Raw genomic sequence first — 20,947 nt, forward strand, 5'->3', positions numbered from 1 at the left:
AAGAAAATTATTTTCAAATAGCGCTTACATGAGGTCGGTTTTCATGAAAAAGGATGAAAAAAAATAAACGCCAGCCAAAAAGGCTGTACGTTTATTTAGTTTACCCCAATATATTGATTTTCAACCGATACTTTCCCGATTGCTTTGTATTTTTGATATCTTTGTTCGACTAGTTCTTCAGGTGTTAGTTTGAGCAAAGATGTAAGTGACTGTTTTAATGTTTTTTCAATGTAGGCTGCTTGTTGTTTCACGTCTCGGTGTGCTCCACCTTGCACTTCTTTAATAACATCATCTATAATATCTAATTCTTTTAGGTCTGGAGCCGTAATTTTCATTGATTCTGCAGCTTTTTTCGCAAGTGATGAGTCCTTCCAGAGCAGTGCTGCTGCACCTTCAGGTGAAATCACTGAATACGTTGAATTCTCTAGCATGTATAGGTGGTTTCCTACGCCTAAGCCTAGTGCGCCGCCACTTCCGCCTTCTCCAATGACAATACAGACAACCGGTACACGAAGTCCTGCCATTTCGAATAGGTTTTTCGCAATTGCTTCACTTTGCCCGCGTTCTTCAGCTGCTTTACCAGGATAAGCTCCTTTTGTATCAATAAAGCAAATGATCGGGCGATTAAATTTATCTGCTTGTTTCATCAAGCGCAGCGCTTTACGGTAGCCTTCTGGATGAGGCATTCCGAAATTACGGCGCAAGTTTTCTTTTGTATCTTTACCGCGCTGATGGCCAATCACCGTGACAGGAAGCCCTTTAAACGTGGCAATTCCTCCAACGATCGCTTCATCATCGCCATAAAAACGGTCACCATGACACTCGAAAAAGTTGTCAAACAGCTCTTGAATGTAATCGAGAGTTGTTGGGCGCATCGCATGACGAGCAATCTGTACTCTGTCCCACGGCTTTAAATTTGTATAAATGTCTGCTTCAAGTTTGCTCAGACGTGTTTCAAGACGCTCAATTTCTGCACTTAAATCCATTTCTGAGTTTTGTGTGAACTTTTTCAGTTCATCAATTTTCGCTCGAAGTTCAATGACAGGTTTTTCAAATTCTAGTTCTCCAGCCACTCTCGTTCACCTCCTGTGCTGTGTAATGCTAAGATTCGGCCTAGTGTTTCTTTCATCTCTGCACGATGAATGACAGCATCCAATTGACCATGCTTCATTAAAAATTCAGCCGTTTGGAAGTCCTCTGGCAGGTCTTCACGAATGGTTTGTTCAATGATTCTACGACCTGCAAACCCAATTAAAGCACCAGGTTCTGCAAAGTTGTAATCACCAAGAGACGCGAAACTAGCTGATACACCGCCAGTTGTTGGGTTCGTCATCACAGAGATAATCAAACCTTGATGCTCGCTGAACAGCTTTAATGCTGAGCTTGTTTTTGCCATCTGCATAAGACTGAGGATCCCCTCTTGCATTCTCGCTCCGCCTGATGCAGTAAAGATGATAAATGGCACCTTGTCCGCTTTTGCTTTCTCGATCGCAAGTGTGATCTTTTCACCAACAACTGAGCCCATGCTGCCCATACGGAATGTGGCATCCATGACAGCGATCACAGCACGCTGGCCTTCAATTTCACCTTGACCTGTGACAATGGCTTCATTCAAAGACGTTTTTTCTCTGTCTTTCTCAAGCTTTTCTTCGTAGCCTGGGAATCCGAGCGGGTTTTCTGAGATCAGGTGCCCGTTAAATTCTTCAAATGTGCCTTCGTCAACAAGGCTGTCAATACGCTGTTTTGCATTCATTTGCAAATGTCTACCGCAATTCATGCAAACACGTAAATTTTTATCTAGTTCTTTGGTGAGCATTATTTTTTTACATTGCGGACATTTGGTCATGATGCCTTCAGGCACATCTTGACTTGCCTGTTCAGAGGGTACAGATGCATATTTTTTCTTTTTACTGAAAATATTTTTGATTGACAAATGACTACCTCCCTTTTTGAAGGGTTTTTTCTTTACACGCACATCCACTATTATAGGACATGTCATAACTGTACCGAAACTATTGTACTTTTTTTGTCAAACGCTGTCATCCTTCATTCAATTTTTTCAGTGGGGAATTGATGAGAAATGAGTATGTGTTTGGGGCGCTGAGCAGTTGATATATGTGAATTGTGAACGTCTACAAAAAAATATCATTCCGGATGAAAAAATTTTCGCGTATGAGAGGAAATGGTGCACGTCTTTCCTCCAATTTCAGAAAGAACGTGCACACTTTTCCAATTGATTATTCGCCGATAATCGTTAATTTTCTTGTTTTTTCAGCGACTTCTTCTGGGTCGACTTTGATTCTTGCAACACCAGTTTCCATTGCTGCTTTTGCTACTGCTTTTGCTACCGCTGGTGCTACACGTGCATCAAATGGTTCAGGGATGACGTATTCAGCTGACAATTTATCATCTGAAACAAGAGAAGCAATTGCTTCAACGGCTGCAATTTTCATTTCTTCGTTAATGTGAGTTGCTCGAACATCTAATGCTCCGCGGAAAATTCCTGGGAATGCCAGTACGTTGTTTACTTGGTTCGGGAAGTCAGAACGGCCAGTTCCTACAACACTTGCGCCTGCTGCATGTGCATCTTCTGGCATGATCTCTGGATTAGGATTCGCCATTGCGAAGATGACAGGATCTTTTGCCATTTTGCCAACCATTTCTTTTGTTAGAGCGCCTGCTACTGAAACCCCAATGAAGACGTCAGCGCCTTCAATCACTTCTTCTAACGAACCTTCTTTACGGTCTTGGTTCGTGAATTTAGCCACTTCGTTTTTCACTGCATTCATACCGTTCGGGCGGCCTTCGTAAATTGCGCCTTTTGTATCACACATGATGATATCACGTACACCGAAATGATATAGAAGCTTGATAATCGCAATTCCCGCTGCTCCAGCGCCGTTTGCCACCACTTTGATAGAGGACATTGATTTTCCAGACAGTTTCAGTGCATTTACAAGTCCAGCTACTGTCACAATCGCTGTTCCGTGCTGATCATCGTGGAACACTGGAATGTTTGTCTCTTTTTTCAAGCGCTCTTCAATAATAAAGCAGTTTGGAGCTGCAATATCTTCAAGGTTGACACCGCCAAACGTTGGCTCAAGAAGCTTTACTGTTTCAACGATTTTGTCTACATCGTTTGTCGCAAGCGCGATTGGGAAGGCATCAACGCCAGCGAAGCTTTTGAATAATACAGCTTTTCCTTCCATGACTGGAAGAGATGCTTCTGCACCAATATTTCCAAGCCCTAAAACAGCACTTCCGTCTGTGACAACAGCGACCATATTGCCTTTCATTGTATAATCATACACTTTGCTTGTGTCGTCATAAATATCTTTACATGGTTCTGCAACACCAGGTGAGTAAGCCAAGCTCAAGTCTTTCGCATTTTTCACTTGTACTTTTGATTTTGATTCAAGTTTGCCTTGATTCTCTTTGTGCATATGTAATGCTTCTTCTCTTAATGACATGTGATGAACACTCCTTCAAGTGGAAAATGATTTAATGAATTGCTAAGTTGATAAGCACATACTGGCAGTTTTAAATACACAGAATCTTTAAAATGATAACACAATAGGTGAATTTGTAAAACATATTCAAGCGATTTGTCATCATTTAATCACAACGTTTTGTTCACCGAGCAGCTCTTTTAACTGGAAAATGACAGCATGATCTGCATGAACTTTGTATGCATCTGGAAGTCTCACTGTCTTTTTTTGCTTCTCATAATACAAATAGACATCTGCTTCTCCGCTGTGCATCGAGATCACCCGCTTTACTTGCTCTAGCAGCTCCTGCGTATGATTTTCTTCTTTCACCCGAATGTAGACAGACTCTTTTCTTTGTGTGCCCATCTCTTCAAGCAGAACGGCTTCTTGCACGATGATCTGGCTGCTGTCATTTCTGACATCTATTCTGCCTTCAACATAAAGCATGGCGCCCTCCTCAAGTAAGGGGGACAGCTTTCTAAATTGCTCTGGAAAGACGACGCCTTCCATTTCTCCCGTTTCATCCCCAAATGTGATAAATGCCATCGATTGTCCATTTTTTGTTCGAATCGATTTCACTTTTGTCAAAAGACCACCCATTGAGACCTTTCGCTTTATATAGGAAGAAAGTCTGATGATGTCCACTGCACCATTCTCTCTTAAGCGATCTCGGTACGCTTGTACAGGATGATTTGATAAATATAGTCCAAGTGCCTCTTTTTCAAATTGCAGGAGATCGACAAGCGGCAATTCTTCTATCTCCGCATATTTTGGCTTAATGGAGAAGGTTGTATCCCCCAGAAAGTCGAGCTGATCATCTGGATTTAAAAATGACACGTGGTCTAATGCAATATCTATTGATGCCAATAACGAAGCACGATTTGGATAAAGCTCATCCATCGCCCCTGAAAAAATGAGCGCTTCAATCGTTTTTCGGTTGACACTCTTTGCTGATACTCTTGCGCAAAAATCAAATAAATCTTCAAACGGCTTTTCCTGTCTTGCCCTGTATATATCCTTTACAGCTGACACTCCGACATTTTTGATCGCTCTTAAGCTGTAGCGGATCTCCCCTTTTTCAACCGTAAATGGAAATTCACTCTTATTAATAGAAGGCTTCAACACAGATATCCCTTTTTCCTTTGCCTCATAGAAATATTGAGCGACTTTGTCTTCATTTCCAATCACACTCGTTAAAAGTCCGCACATAAAATATAACGGATAATGCGCTTTTAAGTAAGCAAGCTGAAAGCCAATCATGCTATATGCAACAGCATGGCTTCTATTAAAACCATAGTTTGCAAATTTGACGATTAAGTCATAAACGTCATTTGCAATGTTAACAGGATACTCCTTTTTTAGGCATCCTTCAACAAAATGGCTCCGCTCTTCATCAAGGACCTTTTTATCCTTCTTCGAAACAGCTCTTCTTAATAGATCTGCCTCGCCAAGCTGAAAGCCTGCCATCTTCGCTGCAATCAGCATAATTTGCTCCTGATAGACGATGACCCCATATGTGTCTTTTAAAATGTCATATAAATCAGGATGCGGGTAAGAGACCTTGACTCTGCCGTGCTTTCGGTCGATAAAAAGCGGGATATTCTCCATTGGACCTGGGCGATAGAGGGCATTGACTGCCACGATGTCTTCTAAACTAGAGGGCTTAAGGCGTCTCAGCACCTGACGCATCCCTTGTGATTCAAGCTGGAAAATCCCAGTCGTATCTCCCGCTGATAACAATTCAAATGTTTTCTGATCTTCATATGAAATGTCACTAAAGTTAATGTGGACGTTTTCCTGTCTTTCAATCTGGTTTTTAATGGATTCAATTAAGGTTAAGTTTCTTAGTCCTAAGAAATCCATCTTTAAAAGCCCAAGATCTTCTAAATAATTCATCGCATACTGCGTTAAATACACACCATCATGACCGTCTTGAATAGGAACAATCTCTGTCAGCGGCTCCTCGCTCAGCACAACGCCGGCTGCATGTGTCGAGGTATGTCTTGGCAAGCCTTCTACCTTTAAAGCAGTTTGAAAGACTTGCCTGAGCTCTTCGGACTGCTGGAGCATTGCTTTTAATTCAGGAGATGCAGCTAGCGCTTCTTTCAGCGTCGTTCCTGGCTTTGATGGAATCAGCTTTGCAAGACGGTCCGCTGCCTTTGAATCAATCCCCATCACACGCCCGACATCTCTTAAGGCTGCTTTTGCTGCAAGTGTTCCAAACGTGACAATTTGCGCCACATGCATGTCTCCGTATTTGTCTTTTACATAAGAAATGATTTCATCTCTTCTCGTATCGGGGAAATCAATATCAATATCAGGCATACTGATTCGCTCAGGATTTAAGAAACGCTCAAATAACAGGCCGTGACGGAGCGGATCAACATCCGTAATAAACAGTACATAGGCAACAAGTGAACCTGCTGCCGATCCCCGGCCCGGCCCTGTGACAATGCCTTGGTCATGGGCATACTTCATAAAATCCCACACGATGAGAAAATAATCACTGAAATTCATTTTTTGGATAATGCTCAGTTCGTACTCAAGTCTTTTCACATACGCGTCATTTGAAGCAATCTTTCTTTGCTTCATCCCTTCTACACACACTTTGCGTAAAAACTGATCTGCTGTTGATTGATCAGGGGTCGGATAGGATGGGAGTTTTGTCTGCCCAAGATTTAAATCGACTTCACAGCGGTCTGCGATCTCCACCGTTCTTGATAGCAGCTCCGTATCCTGCGTATACCATTCCTTCATTTCTTCAAAGGTTCTGAAATGCTTTTCTGCTCGGTCTTCCTCAACCTCAGGCAGCTGCTGCCCTGCTTTAATAGCCTTTAAACACATATAGGCCGTTTTGTCTTCCAGGTTGATGTAGTGGACATCTCCTGTCGCAACAAGAGGAATGTCGGCACTTTTTGAGACGTCCCTCAGTTTACCGGCAAGCGATTCGTCTTGCTGAAATGGCTGAAGTGCGATGTATACATGTCCCTCACCGAAAATATGTTTCAATTGTTTCGCCGCATCATGCGCTTCTTCTAGCTGATCATGCTGAAGCAGCGTTTCAATGTAACCAGAAACGCCTGGTGTCATGGCAATGAGCCCGCGGTGGTAGCTTTTCAGCCATTTCTCTTTCAGTCCAGCTTTTGATTTTGATTTCAGCACACTGCTGATCTTGATCAAATTTTGGTAGCCTTCATTGTTTTTGGCAAGGAGTACCAAGGGATAAGCCTCTGTCTCTTGTTCATCTATGAAGACAGAAGCTGTTAAACCGATGACAGGCTTGATGCCATGTTTTTTACATTCCTTATAAAATTCAACCGTTCCATACATCACATGGTCATCGGTAAGAGCGAGCGCCTTGCAGCCAAGTTCTTTCGCTTTCAGCACGAGCTCCTTTACTTTTGCTGCACTGCTTAATAAGCTGTATCCACTGTGGACCTGAAGATGAACATAAGACATGCTTAATCCACTCCTTTCGTCTAAAGTCATTCTTTCATTATAAAACGCGATGCGATGAGAAACAAATGTTCTTTCTTTTCTGTCCGTTCATACTTGTCCCGCACGCACCATATATTGAATAGAGTGAGGTGGACAAAATGGATGTGAAGGAAGCTTTTATTCCAAATTTTATTAGCTGTTATTTTATTGCACTTGGGGTCATTTTGGGTGGTGCCATTATAGGCGGTGTTGGTGCTTATTTGTCCGGTCAGCCGCCTTTATCCATTATTACGAGTCTTGCCAACCGTTTAAAGATTTGGGCGCTTGTCGCAGCTATCGGCGGAACGTTTGATGCTGTTTATAGCTTTGAAAGAGGTATTTTTGAAGGGAACACGCGTGATATTTTCAAGCAGATTTTATTAATTGTCTCTGCCATGGGCGGTGCGCAAACGGGTTATCTTATTATCACGTGGCTCACACAGGAGCATGTGTCATCATGAGGGTGCCGGAGCTGTACAAACGTCCAGGCTGGCAGCGTTTTTTTGCGGGGATGATGTTTGGCGCGATTGTGAGCTGGCTCATTTTCCTCTTTACATACGGAACCTTTCAGGAAAAGCAGGTGACACTGCTGAGAAGCCAGCAGCACCATATGGACAGTCTGAAAGAACAAATCACACTCTATCGGGAAGATTTGCATAAGTTAAATGAGGATAATAAGAAGCGGCTGCTGATCCAAAGCGTAGATGTCCATCTCGTCAATCGTGAGCAATATAAAATCCCAGAGCCAGATACGCTAAAATTTGAAGATCAGGTCAAGGAGGATATCTCAGAGGTTATTACAAAGGATATTGAAAGTGTCTATAAAACAAAGGAATTATTAAAACGCACGGTCGAAAACAAAGAATATACCATTCGGGAAAAGGCATACCGCGCCAAAGTGACAGAGCTGACAATTTATACAAAGCTTTCACTTGAAGTGCGCATTTCATTTGCTGAATAAATGATCATGTGGAATTTTTATGAATTTCTGCCCTCAATGATCGCTTTTCCCCCTTAATTTTTATACACTAAAAGTAGAACGAGATCTAAAACAGAAAGAGGTGAGGACAATGGAGGTTTATAGCTATCGTCAAATGGCACGAGACAAAGCAAGCCGGATCAAGGACGGCATGTGTGCTTATGCTGAGACAGAAATGATGGCTCATTTAATTAAAAAAGAATTAAAGCATCAAAATCTCCAAGCCTATGAAGATTCAACTGACATCGGCTGCTGGTTTATCCCTGTATGCAAGTAACCCTCTTCTCCATGACAAAAAAAGAGAGAGGGGACTTGAAGCCCCCTCTCTCATGATGATGATTTACATACTTCTTCTAAATCACGCAAAATCTCATCTGCCACGGCCCAATCATAAATAGACGCACCAGCTGCAAGCGGGTGGCCGCCGCCATGATATTTTTTCGCAATGGTATTAATGACGACGCCTTTCGAACGGAATCTAACACGAATCTGATCGTTTTCTTCCACAAAAAAGACCCATGCCTTAATCCCTGCAATATTTCCAAGTGTTCCAACAAGCTGTGAGGCTTGCTGCGCTGTCGTTTGGAACGATTCCAAAATATCCTGCTTAATGAAAACAGAAGCGACCCCATTCTCTGACAAAGAAATATGTTGAAAAATATAGCCATTTAATTTCACGACATTGAGATCCGTCTCATACAATTGATTGAAAAGGTCTGAAGATGAAAATGGATATTCAATCAGTTCTCCAGCATATTTGAGCGTCTTTTTCGTCGTGTTTGGGAAAAGGAAGCGGCCTGTGTCTCCTACAATGCCGGCATAAATGAGTTCTGCCGCCTTTGTATTCAGCTGATATCCTTCTTCTTTCCCCTCTAAATACAATTCATAAATCATTTCGCTCACAGAGCTTGCCTCTGTATCCACCCAAAGCAAATCACCATAAGGATCTTCATTTGGATGATGGTCAATTTTCATCAGCTTATCGCCCATTGAATAGCGCTGATCGTCAATTCTTGCTTGATTGGCTGTATCGCAGACAATGACAAGGGCATCTTTGTACACGTCATCCGGCACTTCATCAAGTTCATATAAAAATGAAAGGGATGGCTCCGGGGTTCCTGTCGCATAAATATTTTTTTCTGGATAGGTGGCACGCAAGATTTCCGTAAGGCCGCACTGCGATCCATAGGCATCAGGATCTGGTCTTACATGTCTATGAATGATGATGGTGTCATATAATGATATGGTTCTAATCAGTTCTTTTTTCATAAAAACTCCTTCTTATCCGATACTCTTTTTATTATTAAATCATAATCTATCCTGACGGAAAAGTGAGGAATAGACAATTTATTCTAGTAAGCAAGCCTATTTACGTTTAAAATAGGGTTGTAACCACTTACAATGGAGGCTTGGCACATGCTTGTTTTGATTGTGTTTATTATTTGTTCTGCCATGTTTTATTTATACTACAAAGCAAAGAATGTACGTACGAACCGCCCAGTCGAAAAGAAATTCTGGTCGGCGAAATCCAGTATGGCACTTGGCTGCTTTGTCCTGCTCTTCGGTGTGAATCAATTATTTTTAAACCGCTCGTCACTCGCATTTGTCATTGGATTTATTTTTGTTGCTGTCGGTATCGGCAGTACGTGGGCTGGATATAAAGCCTACAAGCATTACCTTCCGCTCTTTTTAAAGGAAGGCGAAAAAGATCACGCATAATAAGAGAGAAGGGCTAAAATGATGTTTATTTTAGCCCTTTGTCTTTTTCAGCAGATTATCCTCTCTCCATGAGCTGCACCATCAGCATGGCTTTACCGACGATATTCGATTGATGATAAACTTCCACTTCCAGCTTTCCAAACTTGCGTCCTACTTCTAAAATATTTGGCTTGATCTGTATCGTGGATTCCATTTGAACCGGTTTTAAGAAGTAGACAGAGAGACTTTCGACAATCAGCTCCCCTTTTTTATGAGACTTTAAGAAGCGGTTGGCGGATTCAATTAAAATTTGCGTGAACACGCCATATGAAATGTTTCCGAGCTGGTTTGTCATTTGTGGTGTGACCTCATATTGATACACGGCATCTGCCTTTGGTTTTTCTGTATCGGTCTCTTTAAACCCTCTTGAGACAACATCATCCAGTTTTTCTCCGACCTGCGGCTGCTTTTGAATCATTTGAAGCGCCTTCAGCACGTCCTGACGACTGATCATTCCAATCAGTTTCGCATAATCATCTACAACAGGCAGCACCTCAATGCCTTCCCATACCATCATTTGAGCAGCAGAAGCGACAGAGGTTTTGCCAATGACTGTCAGTGGGTTTTTCGTCATGACCTTTTCAATCGGTGTGGAGCGGTCATGCCCCGCGATATCCTTTGAGGTGAGAATGCCGTGAATTTTCATTTGGTCGTCTGCGACCGGAAAGCGTCCGTGGCCAGTTTCATAGTTCTTTTCATACCATTTTTCAAGCTTATCCTCTGGTGATAAATACACTGTTCGTTCTATCGGCGTTAAAATATCTTCCACAAGCACAATCTCTTTTTTTATGAGTTGGTCATAAATGGCCCGGTTAATGAGAGCTGCTACGGTAAATGTATCGTAGCTTGTCGATAAGATCGGCAGCTCAAGCTCATCTGCGAGCTGAATGATTTCATCATCTGTTGAGAAGCCGCCCGTGACCAGCACAGCTGCTCCTGCCTCTAATGCTTGTCTGTGGGCATTGATCCGGTTTCCGACAATTAGCAGGTTTCCAGCTGCCGTATAGCGCATCATCGCATCAAGCTCCATCGCTCCGATGACAAATTTGTTTAATGTTTTATGTAAGCCCGCTCGTCCTCCAAGCACCTGTCCGTCAATCACATTGACCACTTCTGCATATGTCAGTTTTTCAATATTTTCTTTTTTCTTCTGTTCAATTCGAATGGTACCAACTCGTTCAATGGTACTGACGAATCCTTTATTTTCAGCATCCTTGATGGCCCGGTAAGCGGTCCCTTCACTCACTTTCATTTCTTTCGCAATACGCCGGACAGAAATTTTCTCTCCGACTTCTAATGAATCAATATACGATAAAATTTGTTCATGCTTTGTCGCCAATCCCGTTCACCCTTTTTGTTTTCAGCGTTTTCATCTAACTTTCATTATAAGGGCAGGAGGCTTTTAATAGCAATTTGTCTTTTTTCAGCGCGATACATGTAAACAAAAAAGCCGGCATTTGAGTGCCGACTTTCAGGTTGTTGACAAAGGGCTAAAATGATCTTGATTTTAGCCCTTTGTCTTCTTTTCAGCGTGATAGAAAACCTTTGCAGCCCTAGGAAGGACGAGTACTGGCGTGGAGCGAATTTGACATTCGTGAGCACCAGCACGCAGGACTGACACCGAATGCGAGGGTTTGTCTACACGCTGGAAGCCAGCATTTGAGTGCCGGCTTTTTGCTATGTTGATTAAATCTCTATCGATTCTCCGCTGTTTAACACATGACCGACGCCGCCATGCAGGCTGTCTGCAAATGCATGTGGGTCCTGCTCAATCGGCGGGAATGTGCTGTAGTGAATTGGCACGACTTGCTTCGCCCGAAGCCATTCGGCTGCGATTCTTGCATCGTCCGGTCCCATCGTGAAGTTATCACCGATCGGAAGGAATGCAAGCTCAATATGATTCAGCTCACCGATCAGCTTCATATCTGAAAAGAGTGCAGTGTCTCCGGCATGATAAATCGTTTTGCCCTCTGCAGTAAATAAAATACCTGATGGCATGCCTGTATACATAATCGTTTTTGCATCTTCATCAATGATAGCAGAACCATGGAACGCTTGAGTGAGCTTCACTTTACCAAATTCAAACTCACGTCCGCCCCCAATCGAAAGCGGGTGCGTTTTCACCCCTTGCCAGCTTAAATAAGTGGCAAGCTCGAATGGCGCAATAACGAGCGCATCATTGTTTTTGGCGATTTCAATGGTGTCACCGATGTGATCTCCATGCCCGTGCGTGAGCAAAATGACATCCGCTTTGACATCTTGCGGTTTGATATCTGTGTGCTTATTTCCATTTAAAAATGGATCAATCCAAATATGGTATCCGTTTGTTTCAATGTGTACGACTGAATGTCCGTGATATGTAGCTTTCATGTGAGTATATCCACCTTTCGAATTTGATCTCATTTCATCTATTCCCTGTATAAAAAACTGAAAAACTTAATGTCTGTGAATGACGTTAAGACCACCTGTTGCTTCAATAACGGTTCCTGTAATCAGATCAGAGCGGTCATCGCATAAAAAGGAAATGATGCGCCCGATATCTTCTCCAGTACCAGACCTGCCAATCGGCGTTTCATCGTCTTTCATCTGGCGCGCTTCTTCTATTGTCGATTCTTTCATGTCACCAACGATTTTGCCTGGACAAACCATATTGGCTGTGATGCCATTTTCGGCTTCTTCAATCGCAATGGTTTTCGTCAGTGACGCCAGCCCCACTTTTGCTGCTCCGAAGGCTGATCTGTGCATCCATCCCGGCGCATGGTCTGCGCCTTGAAAGCCATATGTGACAATTCGGCCGAAGCCTTGCTTTCTCATCATTGGGATGACCATACGGAACAAATGGAACACAGCAGATAGGTTGCCTTCCATCATTTGATACCATTCATCTTCGGAATAATCCGCTAGTTTTTTTCGTTCGAAAATATAAGGTCCGGCATTGTTAATCAAGGCATCGATCCGCCCAAATCGCTCGGCTGCCAGCTCGACCATATTTTTTAAATCTTCTTTGTTTGTCACATCGCCTTGGACAAATTGAATCTTCTCTTCATATTGCTGCAATTCTTCTTTCATCTGGCGCACAGCTTCATCATCACTTCGATAATTGACTGTCACAGAATACCCCATATTCAGTAAAGACTCGGTGACTTTCCTGCCAAGTCCCTTAGAACCCGCTGTTATTAATGCGTGTCGCACACAATCTCCTCCTAAAACAAAGGTTGCAAGTTCATGTGTTTCTTTTGTTATCTTTACTTTACTATAAACCAGCATCTGGCGCACTTATGAACCCTTTCTGCTATTTCTATTTAGAATGAAAAAATGAAGGATGATTCATCCACTTTTGGATATCCCACGAGTCATGAATATCAAGAAGCAGCGAAACAAAACGGTAGCATTCTCTCACCTCATAAAGCTGGCGAGGAAGCGGGCAAATCTCTTCATAGCCCAACTGAACATCGTGTGCAGCTTCTTTCGTCAAAAGGTATTCCAATGCAATAAAATCAAACGCAGCTGGTCCAAATACGACGTATTCCGTATCAACTAGACTCGTCACTTGATCATACTTTTCAATATATTGCGACGGATCTAAATCAATTAAAATGAGACTGGCTGAATCAGGAGTACTGAGGTGGTCTAGCTTTTGCTGCACCATTTCTCCATAGCACTGAAATTCAGGCTGATCAGCGTAATAGCGGCTTATAAGTTTAGACACAGCCCTTTTTAAAAGAGCATGGAATTCACTCAAATGTCTCTTTTCTGCTCCGTATATAGTACCGAAGGAGTGAGTTCGATGTGAATGAAGATGTGCTAGTTTCCTCCCGTAATTCAAATAGAAATCTGATGAACGTCCCTTAAAAGATGTTAAAGGTGTTCTTTCTACTTTTTCCATGACATCATAATGTCTCCCCGCCATCTTCACTTTACGAACAACTTCCGGAATATGAAAGGAATTCGTCAGAGCCAGCTTTTCATTGATTTGATCGAGATGCTCTTGTCCCATATCGGCATTTACCCCATAGATCATGTTGATCCCATATACAAATTCACTTTCTGCTTTTGTCATTTTAGGAGATTTCACCACATATTCCGTTTTGTCTTGTAAGGAGATCAGCCACACATCATTGGCCCGTCCGTCGTACTGTTCTCCTAACGTCTTAACTGAGACGATGGGCTGGTCAAACAAAGCCTGAAGCGTTTTCTTCATGAACTGCTGTCACTCCCTCTTTAGCTTGGCACTGGTATGCTTTCAACTTCTCTAATGATGATCAATTTCCTTGTTCCATTACAAAAAACCATCCGTATAAACGAATGGTTTTGGTCAGTTATGCTAGGCAGGCTTTTGCTTTTTCTAAAGCGAGCTGAATTTGTTTAAATCCAGTTCCACCTGCGCTTGTTCTTTTTTCAACAGCAACATAAGGATCAAGAACGGTGTAAATGTCTTCTTCAAAAAGATCGCTCGCTTCTGTAAATGTCTCAAACGGAAGATCACTTAAGTAGATGCCTTTTTGAATGCATGTATACACGAGCTTGCCAACGATTTCGTGTGCTTCACGGAATGGCATGCCTTTTTTCGCAAGGTAGTCTGCCACTTCAGTCGCATTTGAGAAATCTTCTTTCGTTGCTTTTTTCATGACATCTTCGTTCACTGTCATTGTTTGAATCATGCCTGTGAAGATTTGCAGGCTGCCGGCGATGGTTTTGACTGTATCAAACATGCCTTCTTTATCTTCTTGCAGGTCTTTGTTATACGTAAGCGGCAAGCCTTTCATAATGGTGAGAAGCCCCATCAGGTTGCCATACACACGGCCTGTTTTCCCGCGGATCAATTCTGCCATATCCGGGTTTTTCTTTTGCGGCATCATGCTGCTGCCTGTTGCATATGTGTCATCAAGCTCAATGAATTTGAATTCTTGAGAGCACCATAAAATGATTTCCTCACAAAGACGCGAGAGGTGCATCATGACAAGGCTGCTGTTAGACAAGAACTCTAAAATGAAATCCCGATCACTTACGCCATCAAGGCTGTTTTCGTAAATATGATCAAAACCAAGCAGCTCCGCTGTATATTCACGATCAATTGGGAATGTCGTTCCTGCTAGCGCCCCGCATCCAAGTGGAGACACGTTAATTCGTTTCAAAGAATCTTGAAAACGCGCTTTGTCACGCTCTAGCATCCAGAAATAGGCGAGCATATGATGTGCAAAGGAAATAGGCTGTGCACGCTGTAAGTGCGTATAACCTGGAAAAATCGTTTCAACGTGCTGTTCTGCTTTTTCCACAAGCACTGTTTGAAAGGAAGAGATCAGTTCAATGATATGCTCTACTTGGTTATTCAAATATAAATGCATATCAGTGGCAACCTGATCATTCCGGCTTCTCGCTGTATGCAATTTGCCGCCAAGCGGACCAATCTCATCAATGAGCATTTTTTCAAGGTTTAAATGGATGTCCTCATAATCCACTGAGAATTCGAGTTCATTTGCCTCTGCCTTTTTCATGAGCGTATTCAATCCATCTTTAATGGCAGCGGCCTCGTCATCGCCCAGGATACCGCATGTATTCAGCATACTTGCATGAGCAAGGGAGCCGGTCAGATCTTCTTTGACTAATTGTTTGTCGAAATGAATGGACGCGCCAAACTCATCGACCCATTTTTCTGGTGTTTTTTGAAATCGGCCTCCCCAAAGCTTTTTCATGCTTTAACCTGCTCCTTTTTATTCACGATGCTGTTCACTTTTGTTGGTAAGCCCCAAAGGTTAATAAATCCTACCGCTGCATCATGATCGAATTCATCTGCTTTTGTGTAAGTTGCTAAATTTTCATCATAAAGTGAATATGGTGATTTACGTCCTTCAACAATGGCATGGCCTTTAAATAGTTTTACACGTACAACACCTGTTACGTTCTGTTGTGTTTCTTGTAAGAAAGCATCTAGTGCTCCTTTAAGAGGTGAGAACCATAATCCGTTGTATATTAATTCAGCCATTTTTTGTTCAACGATTGGCTTAAAGTGTGCGACTTCCTTCACTAGCGTTAAGTCTTCAAGCTCTTTATGTGCTTTTAGAAGTGTGACAGCACCTGGGCATTCGTACACTTCACGAGATTTAATGCCTACAAGACGGTTTTCAACGTGGTCGATTCTGCCAACCCCATGCTGACCAGCGACTTCATTTAAATGAAGAATAAGATCTGATAAGGAATACTGAATACCATCAATAGCTGTTGGTTTTCCTTTTTCAAACGTGATTTCAATGATTTCAGGTGTGTCAGGTGTTTTTTCAAGTGGCGTCGTTAAATCATACGCGCCTTCTGGCGGTGCAGCCCAAGGATCTTCTAAAATGCCGCACTCGTTACTTCTGCCCCAAAGGTTTTGGTCGATTGAATATGGGCTGTCTAAGTTAATCGGAATTGGAATACCATGTTTTTGTGCATAATCGATTTCTTCATCACGAGACCATTTCCACTCACGCACTGGTGCAAGAACTTCTAGGTCTGGATTCAACGCTTTAATGGATACTTCAAAACGGACTTGGTCGTTTCCTTTTCCAGTACATCCGTGCGCAACCGCTACTGCATTTTCTTTCTCTGCGACTTCCACTAGTTTTTTTGCAATAAGTGGACGAGATAATGCAGATACAAGCGGATATTTCCCTTCATACATCGTGTGTGCTTGTAAGGCAGTTAGTGCAAATTCCTCTGCGAATTCTTCTTTTGCGTCAATCATGTAAGACTGAACCGCTCCGACTTGAAGTGCTTTTTGTTGAACGAATGCTAAGTCTTTTCCTTCACCTACGTCTAGGCAGCAAGCGACGACTTCGTATCCTTGCTCTTGTAACCATTTAACTGCAACAGAGGTATCAAGACCTCCGGAATATGCTAATACGACTTTTTTATTTTGTGACATGATTGAAAAGCTCCTCTCACTTGTTTTGATTCTGTGAATGTTTTTTGCATAAAAATAAGTTTTAATTTATAAACATGCATTTAGTATGTATACACTGTAACAAGGAAAAATTGTTTTTTCAACCCCTTTATGAAAAAAACTCCGCCAAATTTTCTTGGCAGAGTCATTTTGGGCTATTTTTGATCCTTTTCAAGCTCTCGTAAGACGTGAGGAAGCTCTGGAATGATGAGTTTTGTCATGGCTAAACGAACAGCTCCAGTAGAGCCTGGTGTGGCAAAGACGGCTTTTTGATTGACGACCCCTGCCGCTGCCCGGGACAACATAGCGGCTGAACCGATGTCTTCTGTATAGCTTAGCATGCGGAAAATTTCGCCAAAGCCAGGCAGCTCCTTGGAGAAAAGCGGGGTGATCGCTTCAATGGTGACATCCCTTGCGGCAATTCCTGTGCCTCCGTTTAACAAGACGGCATCTATTTTTGGTTCGCTTGTTCCCTCTAGCACAGCGTCTTGGATCGCTCCAATGTCATCTTTTACAATATCATATGCAAGAATGAGATGTCCCTGTTCTTTAAGCAAATCAATCATCAGACGGCCGCTTTTATCTGTTTCTTTCGTTCTTGTATCACTGACCGTAATGACTTTCACATAAAGCCTCGCTTTCGCCTCACGTTTATGTTCTGTCACGCCCATTTTCGCACCGCTCCCTTTTGCTTCGTATTGGACAACATTATAGCATGCTGCTTTTAACAGAAAAAAGCTCTTTTCCTTATTGGAAAAGAGCTTCTTCATTTTGATTACGCTAAGCGCATAACGTCTCTTGCAATCATGACTTCTTCGTTCGTTGGAATAACGATCACTTTTACAGGAGAGTGCGGGTAGCTGATGAATGCTTCTTCGCCTCTCATGTTGTTAAGAGAAGGATCCCAGTAAACGCCCATGAATTCTAGACCACGAAGGACACGTGCTCTTACTTCTGAACTGTTTTCACCGATTCCAGCTGTGAAGATGATCGCATCTACGCCATTCATTCTCGCTGCATAAGAACCGATATATTTATGAATACGGCTTGCAAAAATATCAAGAGCTACTTCTGCACGGTCGTTTCCTTCTTCTGTTGCTTCTTCAATATCACGAAGGTCACTTGATAGACCAGACACACCTAAAAGACCACTCTTCTTATTCAAAGTTGAAAGTACTTCTTCAGCTGTATGTCCTGTTTTCTCCATAATAAATGGAATAAGGGCAGGGTCAATGTTACCTGAACGTGTTCCCATTGCAACACCCGCAAGCGGCGTGAAGCCCATTGAAGTATCGATTGATCTTCCGCCTTCAACTGCTGCGATACTCGCACCATTTCCAAGGTGACAAGAGATCAGACGAAGCTCTTCAAGAGGACGGCCTAATAGCTCTGATGCACGCTCTGTTACGAACTTATGGCTTGTCCCGTGGAATCCGTATTTACGAATACCAAAGTTTTTGTAGTAGTCGTACGGAAGGCTGTATAGGTAAGACTGCTCTGGCATTGTTTGGTGGAAAGCTGTATCGAACACAGCAATCGCTGGTACGTCAGGCAGAATTTGTTTGAATGCTTTGATTCCTACAACGTTTGCAGGGTTGTGCAGTGGTGCTAGCTCTGAAAGCTGATCAATGTCATTGATGACTTCATCAGTTAAAAGAACAGAGTCGCTGAATTTCTCTCCACCGTGAACAACACGGTGTCCTACGCCATCAATTTCATTAAAGTCTTTGATGATGTTAAATTCAATTAGTTTTTCAAGTAGCATTTTAACCGCTACTGCATGATCTGGAATATCTGTGACTTCTGTTTTCTTTTCTCCATCTACAGAAATCGTGAAGATACTGTTGTCCATTCCGATTCTTTCAACAAGACCTTTTGTTAAAACGGTTTCTTCTGGCATGTCGAACAATTGGAATTTAAGAGATGAGCTTCCTGCGTTGATTGCAATAATTTTAGACATTCTTGTCGCTCCTTTTACTCAGTTGTTATATAAGGTTTCACGTTTTTTCCGGTGCTATATTCAACCTGTATGACGGGTCTTTTATAGTTTAACGATAAGTCCGAAAAATATCTGACTTTTTCATTTAAACATTGAAAACTTTGCATTTCAAGTGCACCTTCGAACTGTTATCGCTTACATCGATAAGTCGATATTTTCTGAATAATAAAAAAGCCAGACATCACTCTGGCTATTCTTTCGTTTCTTTTTCTTCTATAAACCATTGGTCTAATTTTCTCATTACACCCAACATTGATTCTTTTTGTGAGAAAGACGGTAGATTGGCAAACAGCATCCGTTTTGGTGCTTCGAGCCCTTCCTTTTTCTTTTGCATCACAAACAAGCTTTTGGCGTGCTTTTTGTCCTTGAACATGGAGACCGGCAGCTGAATTAATGCATTCATATATGCATGATCTTTGATAAAGTCCTTTAATTGCACGCTTTCTTTTCCTTCAAACAAATCGTTTGGAATGATGAAGAACAAGAAGCCGCCTTCTTTTGTATAACGAAGGCTTTGTTCAATAAATAAATAATGCGCAAAGGCATGTCCTTCTTTTGCCTTTAATTCATAGTCTGCTGCACGCTCATCATTTGGATAATAACCAACTGGCAGACTGCATACAGTGACATCTACTGGAGAGATCAAAAGCGGCTCAAGACTGTCTTGATGGAAAAGCTCGACTTCCTTCTCTTCCAAGTTCGCCTGTGCCCATGCAATTTTAATGAGGACATCATCAATTTCAGACGCAAAGCCGCGCTTTGTTTCTGCAGTCAGATTATTTAAGACAGCAAGCAGTAAGTTCCCTGTTCCTGCTGCTGGATCAAAGACAACTAGCTCTTTTTGTCCTTCTAAAAATTTATTCACCAAGTAGCTGACAAACAGCCCGATCGTATCTGGTGTCATCTGACGATTTGGATGGGAAATATCCTTTTGTCCTTTCAATACGGCGAGCTGAAACGCTTTACGAATCTGCTCATGATCATAAGAGGCAAAATCTGCTTTCTCTATTAAATCCTTTAGTAAACCGTCTCGATCATTTGCTTGGAAAAAGGCTTCTCCTGCTTCAGCTAATGCCTCAATATAGGAAATGCTTTGGTCCTTTTTTAATCGAATAGAAGCTGTATCGAGCAGCTCGAAAATCGTACTTACTTGATCTTTCTGCAATGCTTTTCTCTCCTCGCTTTGTTAAAAGCTATATGTTCTCATTGAAAAGAGCCCCAGTATGAAGCCGGAGCTCTTGTCGATGCTGCTTTTATAACAGTGATTTTGCAGCTTCAATGGCTTTTTCATAATTTGGGTGATTCGTTGCTTCGCTTACGTATTCAGTGTAAACCACTTTCCCATTAGGGTCTAATACGAAAACTGCACGCGCCAATAAACGCAATTCTTTCATATACACACCGAATGCTTCACCAAACGACATATCTCTGTGATCAGATAATGTTTCGACATTTTCAATTCCGTTTGCTCCGCACCAGCGTGCTTGTGCAAATGGAAGGTCTGCACTAATTGTATAGATATTGACCGGACCTAAACCGGCTGCCTCTTCATTGAAACGTCTTGTTTGTGCGTCACACACACCTGTATCAATAGAAGGAATCACTGAGATGATCGTCACTTTTCCTGTTAAATCAGAAAGTGAAACTTCCCCTAGTGAGTTCGTTAATACCGTGAAATCCGGAGCCTGCTCGCCTACTTTTACTTCATTTCCTACAAGCGTGACAGAACTCCCTTTAAATGTGATCGATGCCAAAACAATTCCTCCCTTATCAAATGTATGGTTCTATCATAGTAGAGAAAGCAAAAAACTGCAAAGCCTAATCTTCGCTTTTGAAAAAAAAGTTAACTGCAGCGCAGCTAACTTTTTAAAGGTCTATGTCATCTAGTTTTCGTTCTTTATGACGGTTCTCCCGTTCATCCTTCTTAAACATGTGCTGAAGACGTTCAATTGCTTGAGGAGCAGAATCCAATATTTTATCAAGCAGATGTGTATGTTCATCCAAATGAAGCATTCGAACGCCGTTTGTTCCGACAATTAAGAAGGCAATTGGTGTAATAGACACACCTCCGCCGCTTCCTCCGCCAAATGGGAGTCTCGGTTCTTTTCGTTCTTGATCATCAGAACGTTTTTCTTTCTTTTGGTTCCCGTTAAATTCACTGCCGCCGGCTGCAAATCCAAAACCAACCTTCGACACAGTAAGGATGACACTGCCGTCAGGGGTTTCGACTGGATCGCCGATGATCGTATTCACATCTATCATTTCTTTTAAGTTTTCCATCGCTGTCTTCATAAGACCTTGGATTGGATGATCTGCCATTTTCGGGT

General features: G+C 42.2%; 20 protein-coding genes. 4 read left to right on the forward strand and 16 right to left on the reverse strand.

Annotated features, from left to right (window positions below; genetic code table 11):
- Positions 1-95 precede the first annotated feature (95 nt).
- The 4 genes from accA to dnaE form a co-directional block, all read right to left on the reverse strand.
- Positions 96-1,073 (reverse strand): acetyl-CoA carboxylase carboxyl transferase subunit alpha, encoded by a 978-nt coding sequence (accA, locus tag CKW02_RS13395; protein WP_003216264.1) that lies wholly within the window; start codon positions 1,071-1,073, stop codon positions 96-98.
- Positions 1,058-1,933 carry an acetyl-CoA carboxylase, carboxyltransferase subunit beta gene (accD, locus tag CKW02_RS13400; RefSeq protein ID WP_003216743.1) on the reverse strand — a complete coding sequence of 292 codons (876 nt, stop codon included), beginning with the start codon at positions 1,931-1,933 and terminating at the stop codon, positions 1,058-1,060. The genes accA and accD overlap by 16 nt, the downstream gene beginning before the upstream one ends.
- A gap of 304 nt (positions 1,934-2,237) precedes the next feature.
- On the reverse strand, positions 2,238-3,470 hold the full coding sequence (gene ystJ / locus CKW02_RS13405) for an NADP-dependent malic enzyme (RefSeq protein WP_003216785.1): 1,233 nt from the start codon (positions 3,468-3,470) through the stop codon (positions 2,238-2,240).
- 141 nt (positions 3,471-3,611) lie between these two features.
- Complete coding sequence (gene dnaE, locus CKW02_RS13410; protein WP_003216661.1) at positions 3,612-6,947, reverse strand: DNA polymerase III subunit alpha; 3,336 nt, start codon at positions 6,945-6,947, stop codon at positions 3,612-3,614.
- 137 nt (positions 6,948-7,084) lie between these two features.
- On the opposite strand from dnaE, the gene ytrH reads away from it, so the two are divergent.
- The 3 genes from ytrH (at position 7,085) to CKW02_RS13425 (ending at position 8,221) form a co-directional block, all read left to right on the forward strand.
- Entirely contained in the window at positions 7,085-7,426 is a 342-nt protein-coding gene (gene ytrH / locus CKW02_RS13415; RefSeq protein WP_034661856.1) for a sporulation membrane protein YtrH, read from the forward strand.
- Positions 7,423-7,926 carry a sporulation membrane protein YtrI gene (gene ytrI, locus CKW02_RS13420; RefSeq protein WP_003216226.1) on the forward strand — a complete coding sequence of 168 codons (504 nt, stop codon included), beginning with the start codon at positions 7,423-7,425 and terminating at the stop codon, positions 7,924-7,926. The genes ytrH and ytrI overlap by 4 nt, the downstream gene beginning before the upstream one ends.
- Before the next feature lie 109 nt (positions 7,927-8,035).
- Positions 8,036-8,221: a YtzJ family protein gene (locus tag CKW02_RS13425; protein WP_003216400.1), complete on the forward strand. Its 186-nt coding sequence runs from the start codon at positions 8,036-8,038 to the stop codon at positions 8,219-8,221.
- A gap of 50 nt (positions 8,222-8,271) precedes the next feature.
- On the opposite strand, the gene CKW02_RS13430 is transcribed toward CKW02_RS13425, so the two are convergent.
- Positions 8,272-9,213, reverse strand: coding sequence for a DHH family phosphoesterase (locus tag CKW02_RS13430; protein ID WP_003216520.1), 942 nt, complete (start codon positions 9,211-9,213; stop codon positions 8,272-8,274).
- Positions 9,214-9,360: 147 nt separating this feature from the next.
- Between CKW02_RS13430 and CKW02_RS13435 the strand changes: the two genes are divergently transcribed.
- Positions 9,361-9,663: a YtpI family protein gene (locus CKW02_RS13435; protein WP_003216665.1), complete on the forward strand. Its 303-nt coding sequence runs from the start codon at positions 9,361-9,363 to the stop codon at positions 9,661-9,663.
- A 55-nt stretch (positions 9,664-9,718) separates the two neighbouring features.
- Here the strand turns inward: CKW02_RS13435 and CKW02_RS13440 are convergent, their stop codons facing one another.
- The 11 genes from CKW02_RS13440 to ytfJ all read right to left on the reverse strand — a co-directional run bounded on the left by CKW02_RS13440 (position 9,719) and on the right by ytfJ (position 20,939).
- Entirely contained in the window at positions 9,719-11,041 is a 1,323-nt protein-coding gene (locus CKW02_RS13440) for a CBS domain-containing protein (protein WP_003216834.1), read from the reverse strand.
- A gap of 347 nt (positions 11,042-11,388) precedes the next feature.
- Entirely contained in the window at positions 11,389-12,072 is a 684-nt protein-coding gene (locus CKW02_RS13445) for a metal-dependent hydrolase (protein ID WP_003216753.1), read from the reverse strand.
- Positions 12,073-12,138: 66 nt separating this feature from the next.
- Positions 12,139-12,894, reverse strand: a complete 756-nt coding sequence (locus CKW02_RS13450) for an SDR family oxidoreductase (protein WP_003216208.1) — start codon at positions 12,892-12,894, stop codon at positions 12,139-12,141.
- Between the two features lie 106 nt (positions 12,895-13,000).
- A complete protein-coding gene (locus CKW02_RS13455; protein WP_003216797.1) occupies positions 13,001-13,903 on the reverse strand; it encodes an aminoglycoside phosphotransferase/kinase family protein in 903 nt (300 codons plus the stop codon).
- A 118-nt stretch (positions 13,904-14,021) separates the two neighbouring features.
- Positions 14,022-15,395, reverse strand: a complete 1,374-nt coding sequence (gene argH, locus CKW02_RS13460; protein ID WP_003216440.1) for an argininosuccinate lyase — start codon at positions 15,393-15,395, stop codon at positions 14,022-14,024.
- On the reverse strand, positions 15,392-16,603 hold the full coding sequence (locus CKW02_RS13465; RefSeq protein ID WP_003216486.1) for an argininosuccinate synthase: 1,212 nt from the start codon (positions 16,601-16,603) through the stop codon (positions 15,392-15,394). The genes argH and CKW02_RS13465 overlap by 4 nt, the downstream gene beginning before the upstream one ends.
- A gap of 173 nt (positions 16,604-16,776) precedes the next feature.
- Complete coding sequence (locus tag CKW02_RS13470; protein ID WP_034620671.1) at positions 16,777-17,292, reverse strand: MogA/MoaB family molybdenum cofactor biosynthesis protein; 516 nt, start codon at positions 17,290-17,292, stop codon at positions 16,777-16,779.
- A gap of 104 nt (positions 17,293-17,396) precedes the next feature.
- Positions 17,397-18,581 carry an acetate kinase gene (locus tag CKW02_RS13475; RefSeq protein ID WP_003216471.1) on the reverse strand — a complete coding sequence of 395 codons (1,185 nt, stop codon included), beginning with the start codon at positions 18,579-18,581 and terminating at the stop codon, positions 17,397-17,399.
- A 229-nt stretch (positions 18,582-18,810) separates the two neighbouring features.
- Positions 18,811-19,785 (reverse strand): class I SAM-dependent methyltransferase, encoded by a 975-nt coding sequence (locus CKW02_RS13480; protein ID WP_003216620.1) that lies wholly within the window; start codon positions 19,783-19,785, stop codon positions 18,811-18,813.
- 88 nt (positions 19,786-19,873) lie between these two features.
- Positions 19,874-20,374 carry a thiol peroxidase gene (gene tpx / locus CKW02_RS13485; protein WP_003216787.1) on the reverse strand — a complete coding sequence of 167 codons (501 nt, stop codon included), beginning with the start codon at positions 20,372-20,374 and terminating at the stop codon, positions 19,874-19,876.
- Positions 20,375-20,486: 112 nt separating this feature from the next.
- Entirely contained in the window at positions 20,487-20,939 is a 453-nt protein-coding gene (gene ytfJ, locus CKW02_RS13490) for a GerW family sporulation protein (RefSeq protein WP_003216488.1), read from the reverse strand.
- Positions 20,940-20,947: the final 8 nt, after the last annotated feature.

The sequence above is a fragment of the Bacillus pumilus genome, from assembly GCF_900186955.1.
GTDB classification, from domain to species: Bacteria; Bacillota; Bacilli; order Bacillales; family Bacillaceae; genus Bacillus; species Bacillus pumilus.

Coding starts and splice junctions, on each gene's coding strand:
- ystJ (WP_003216785.1), bottom strand. CDS start 3,470: ATGTCATTAAGAGAAGAAGCATTACATATGCACAAAGAGAATCAAGGC.
- dnaE (WP_003216661.1), bottom strand. CDS start 6,947: ATGTCTTATGTTCATCTTCAGGTCCACAGTGGATACAGCTTATTAAGC.
- ytrH (WP_034661856.1), top strand. CDS start 7,085: ATGGATGTGAAGGAAGCTTTTATTCCAAATTTTATTAGCTGTTATTTT.
- ytrI (WP_003216226.1), top strand. CDS start 7,423: ATGAGGGTGCCGGAGCTGTACAAACGTCCAGGCTGGCAGCGTTTTTTT.
- CKW02_RS13425 (WP_003216400.1), top strand. CDS start 8,036: ATGGAGGTTTATAGCTATCGTCAAATGGCACGAGACAAAGCAAGCCGG.
- CKW02_RS13430 (WP_003216520.1), bottom strand. CDS start 9,213: ATGAAAAAAGAACTGATTAGAACCATATCATTATATGACACCATCATC.
- CKW02_RS13435 (WP_003216665.1), top strand. CDS start 9,361: ATGCTTGTTTTGATTGTGTTTATTATTTGTTCTGCCATGTTTTATTTA.
- CKW02_RS13445 (WP_003216753.1), bottom strand. CDS start 12,072: ATGAAAGCTACATATCACGGACATTCAGTCGTACACATTGAAACAAAC.
- CKW02_RS13455 (WP_003216797.1), bottom strand. CDS start 13,903: ATGAAGAAAACGCTTCAGGCTTTGTTTGACCAGCCCATCGTCTCAGTT.
- argH (WP_003216440.1), bottom strand. CDS start 15,395: ATGAAAAAGCTTTGGGGAGGCCGATTTCAAAAAACACCAGAAAAATGG.
- CKW02_RS13465 (WP_003216486.1), bottom strand. CDS start 16,603: ATGTCACAAAATAAAAAAGTCGTATTAGCATATTCCGGAGGTCTTGAT.
- CKW02_RS13470 (WP_034620671.1), bottom strand. CDS start 17,292: ATGGGCGTGACAGAACATAAACGTGAGGCGAAAGCGAGGCTTTATGTG.
- CKW02_RS13475 (WP_003216471.1), bottom strand. CDS start 18,581: ATGTCTAAAATTATTGCAATCAACGCAGGAAGCTCATCTCTTAAATTC.
- ytfJ (WP_003216488.1), bottom strand. CDS start 20,939: ATGGCAGATCATCCAATCCAAGGTCTTATGAAGACAGCGATGGAAAAC.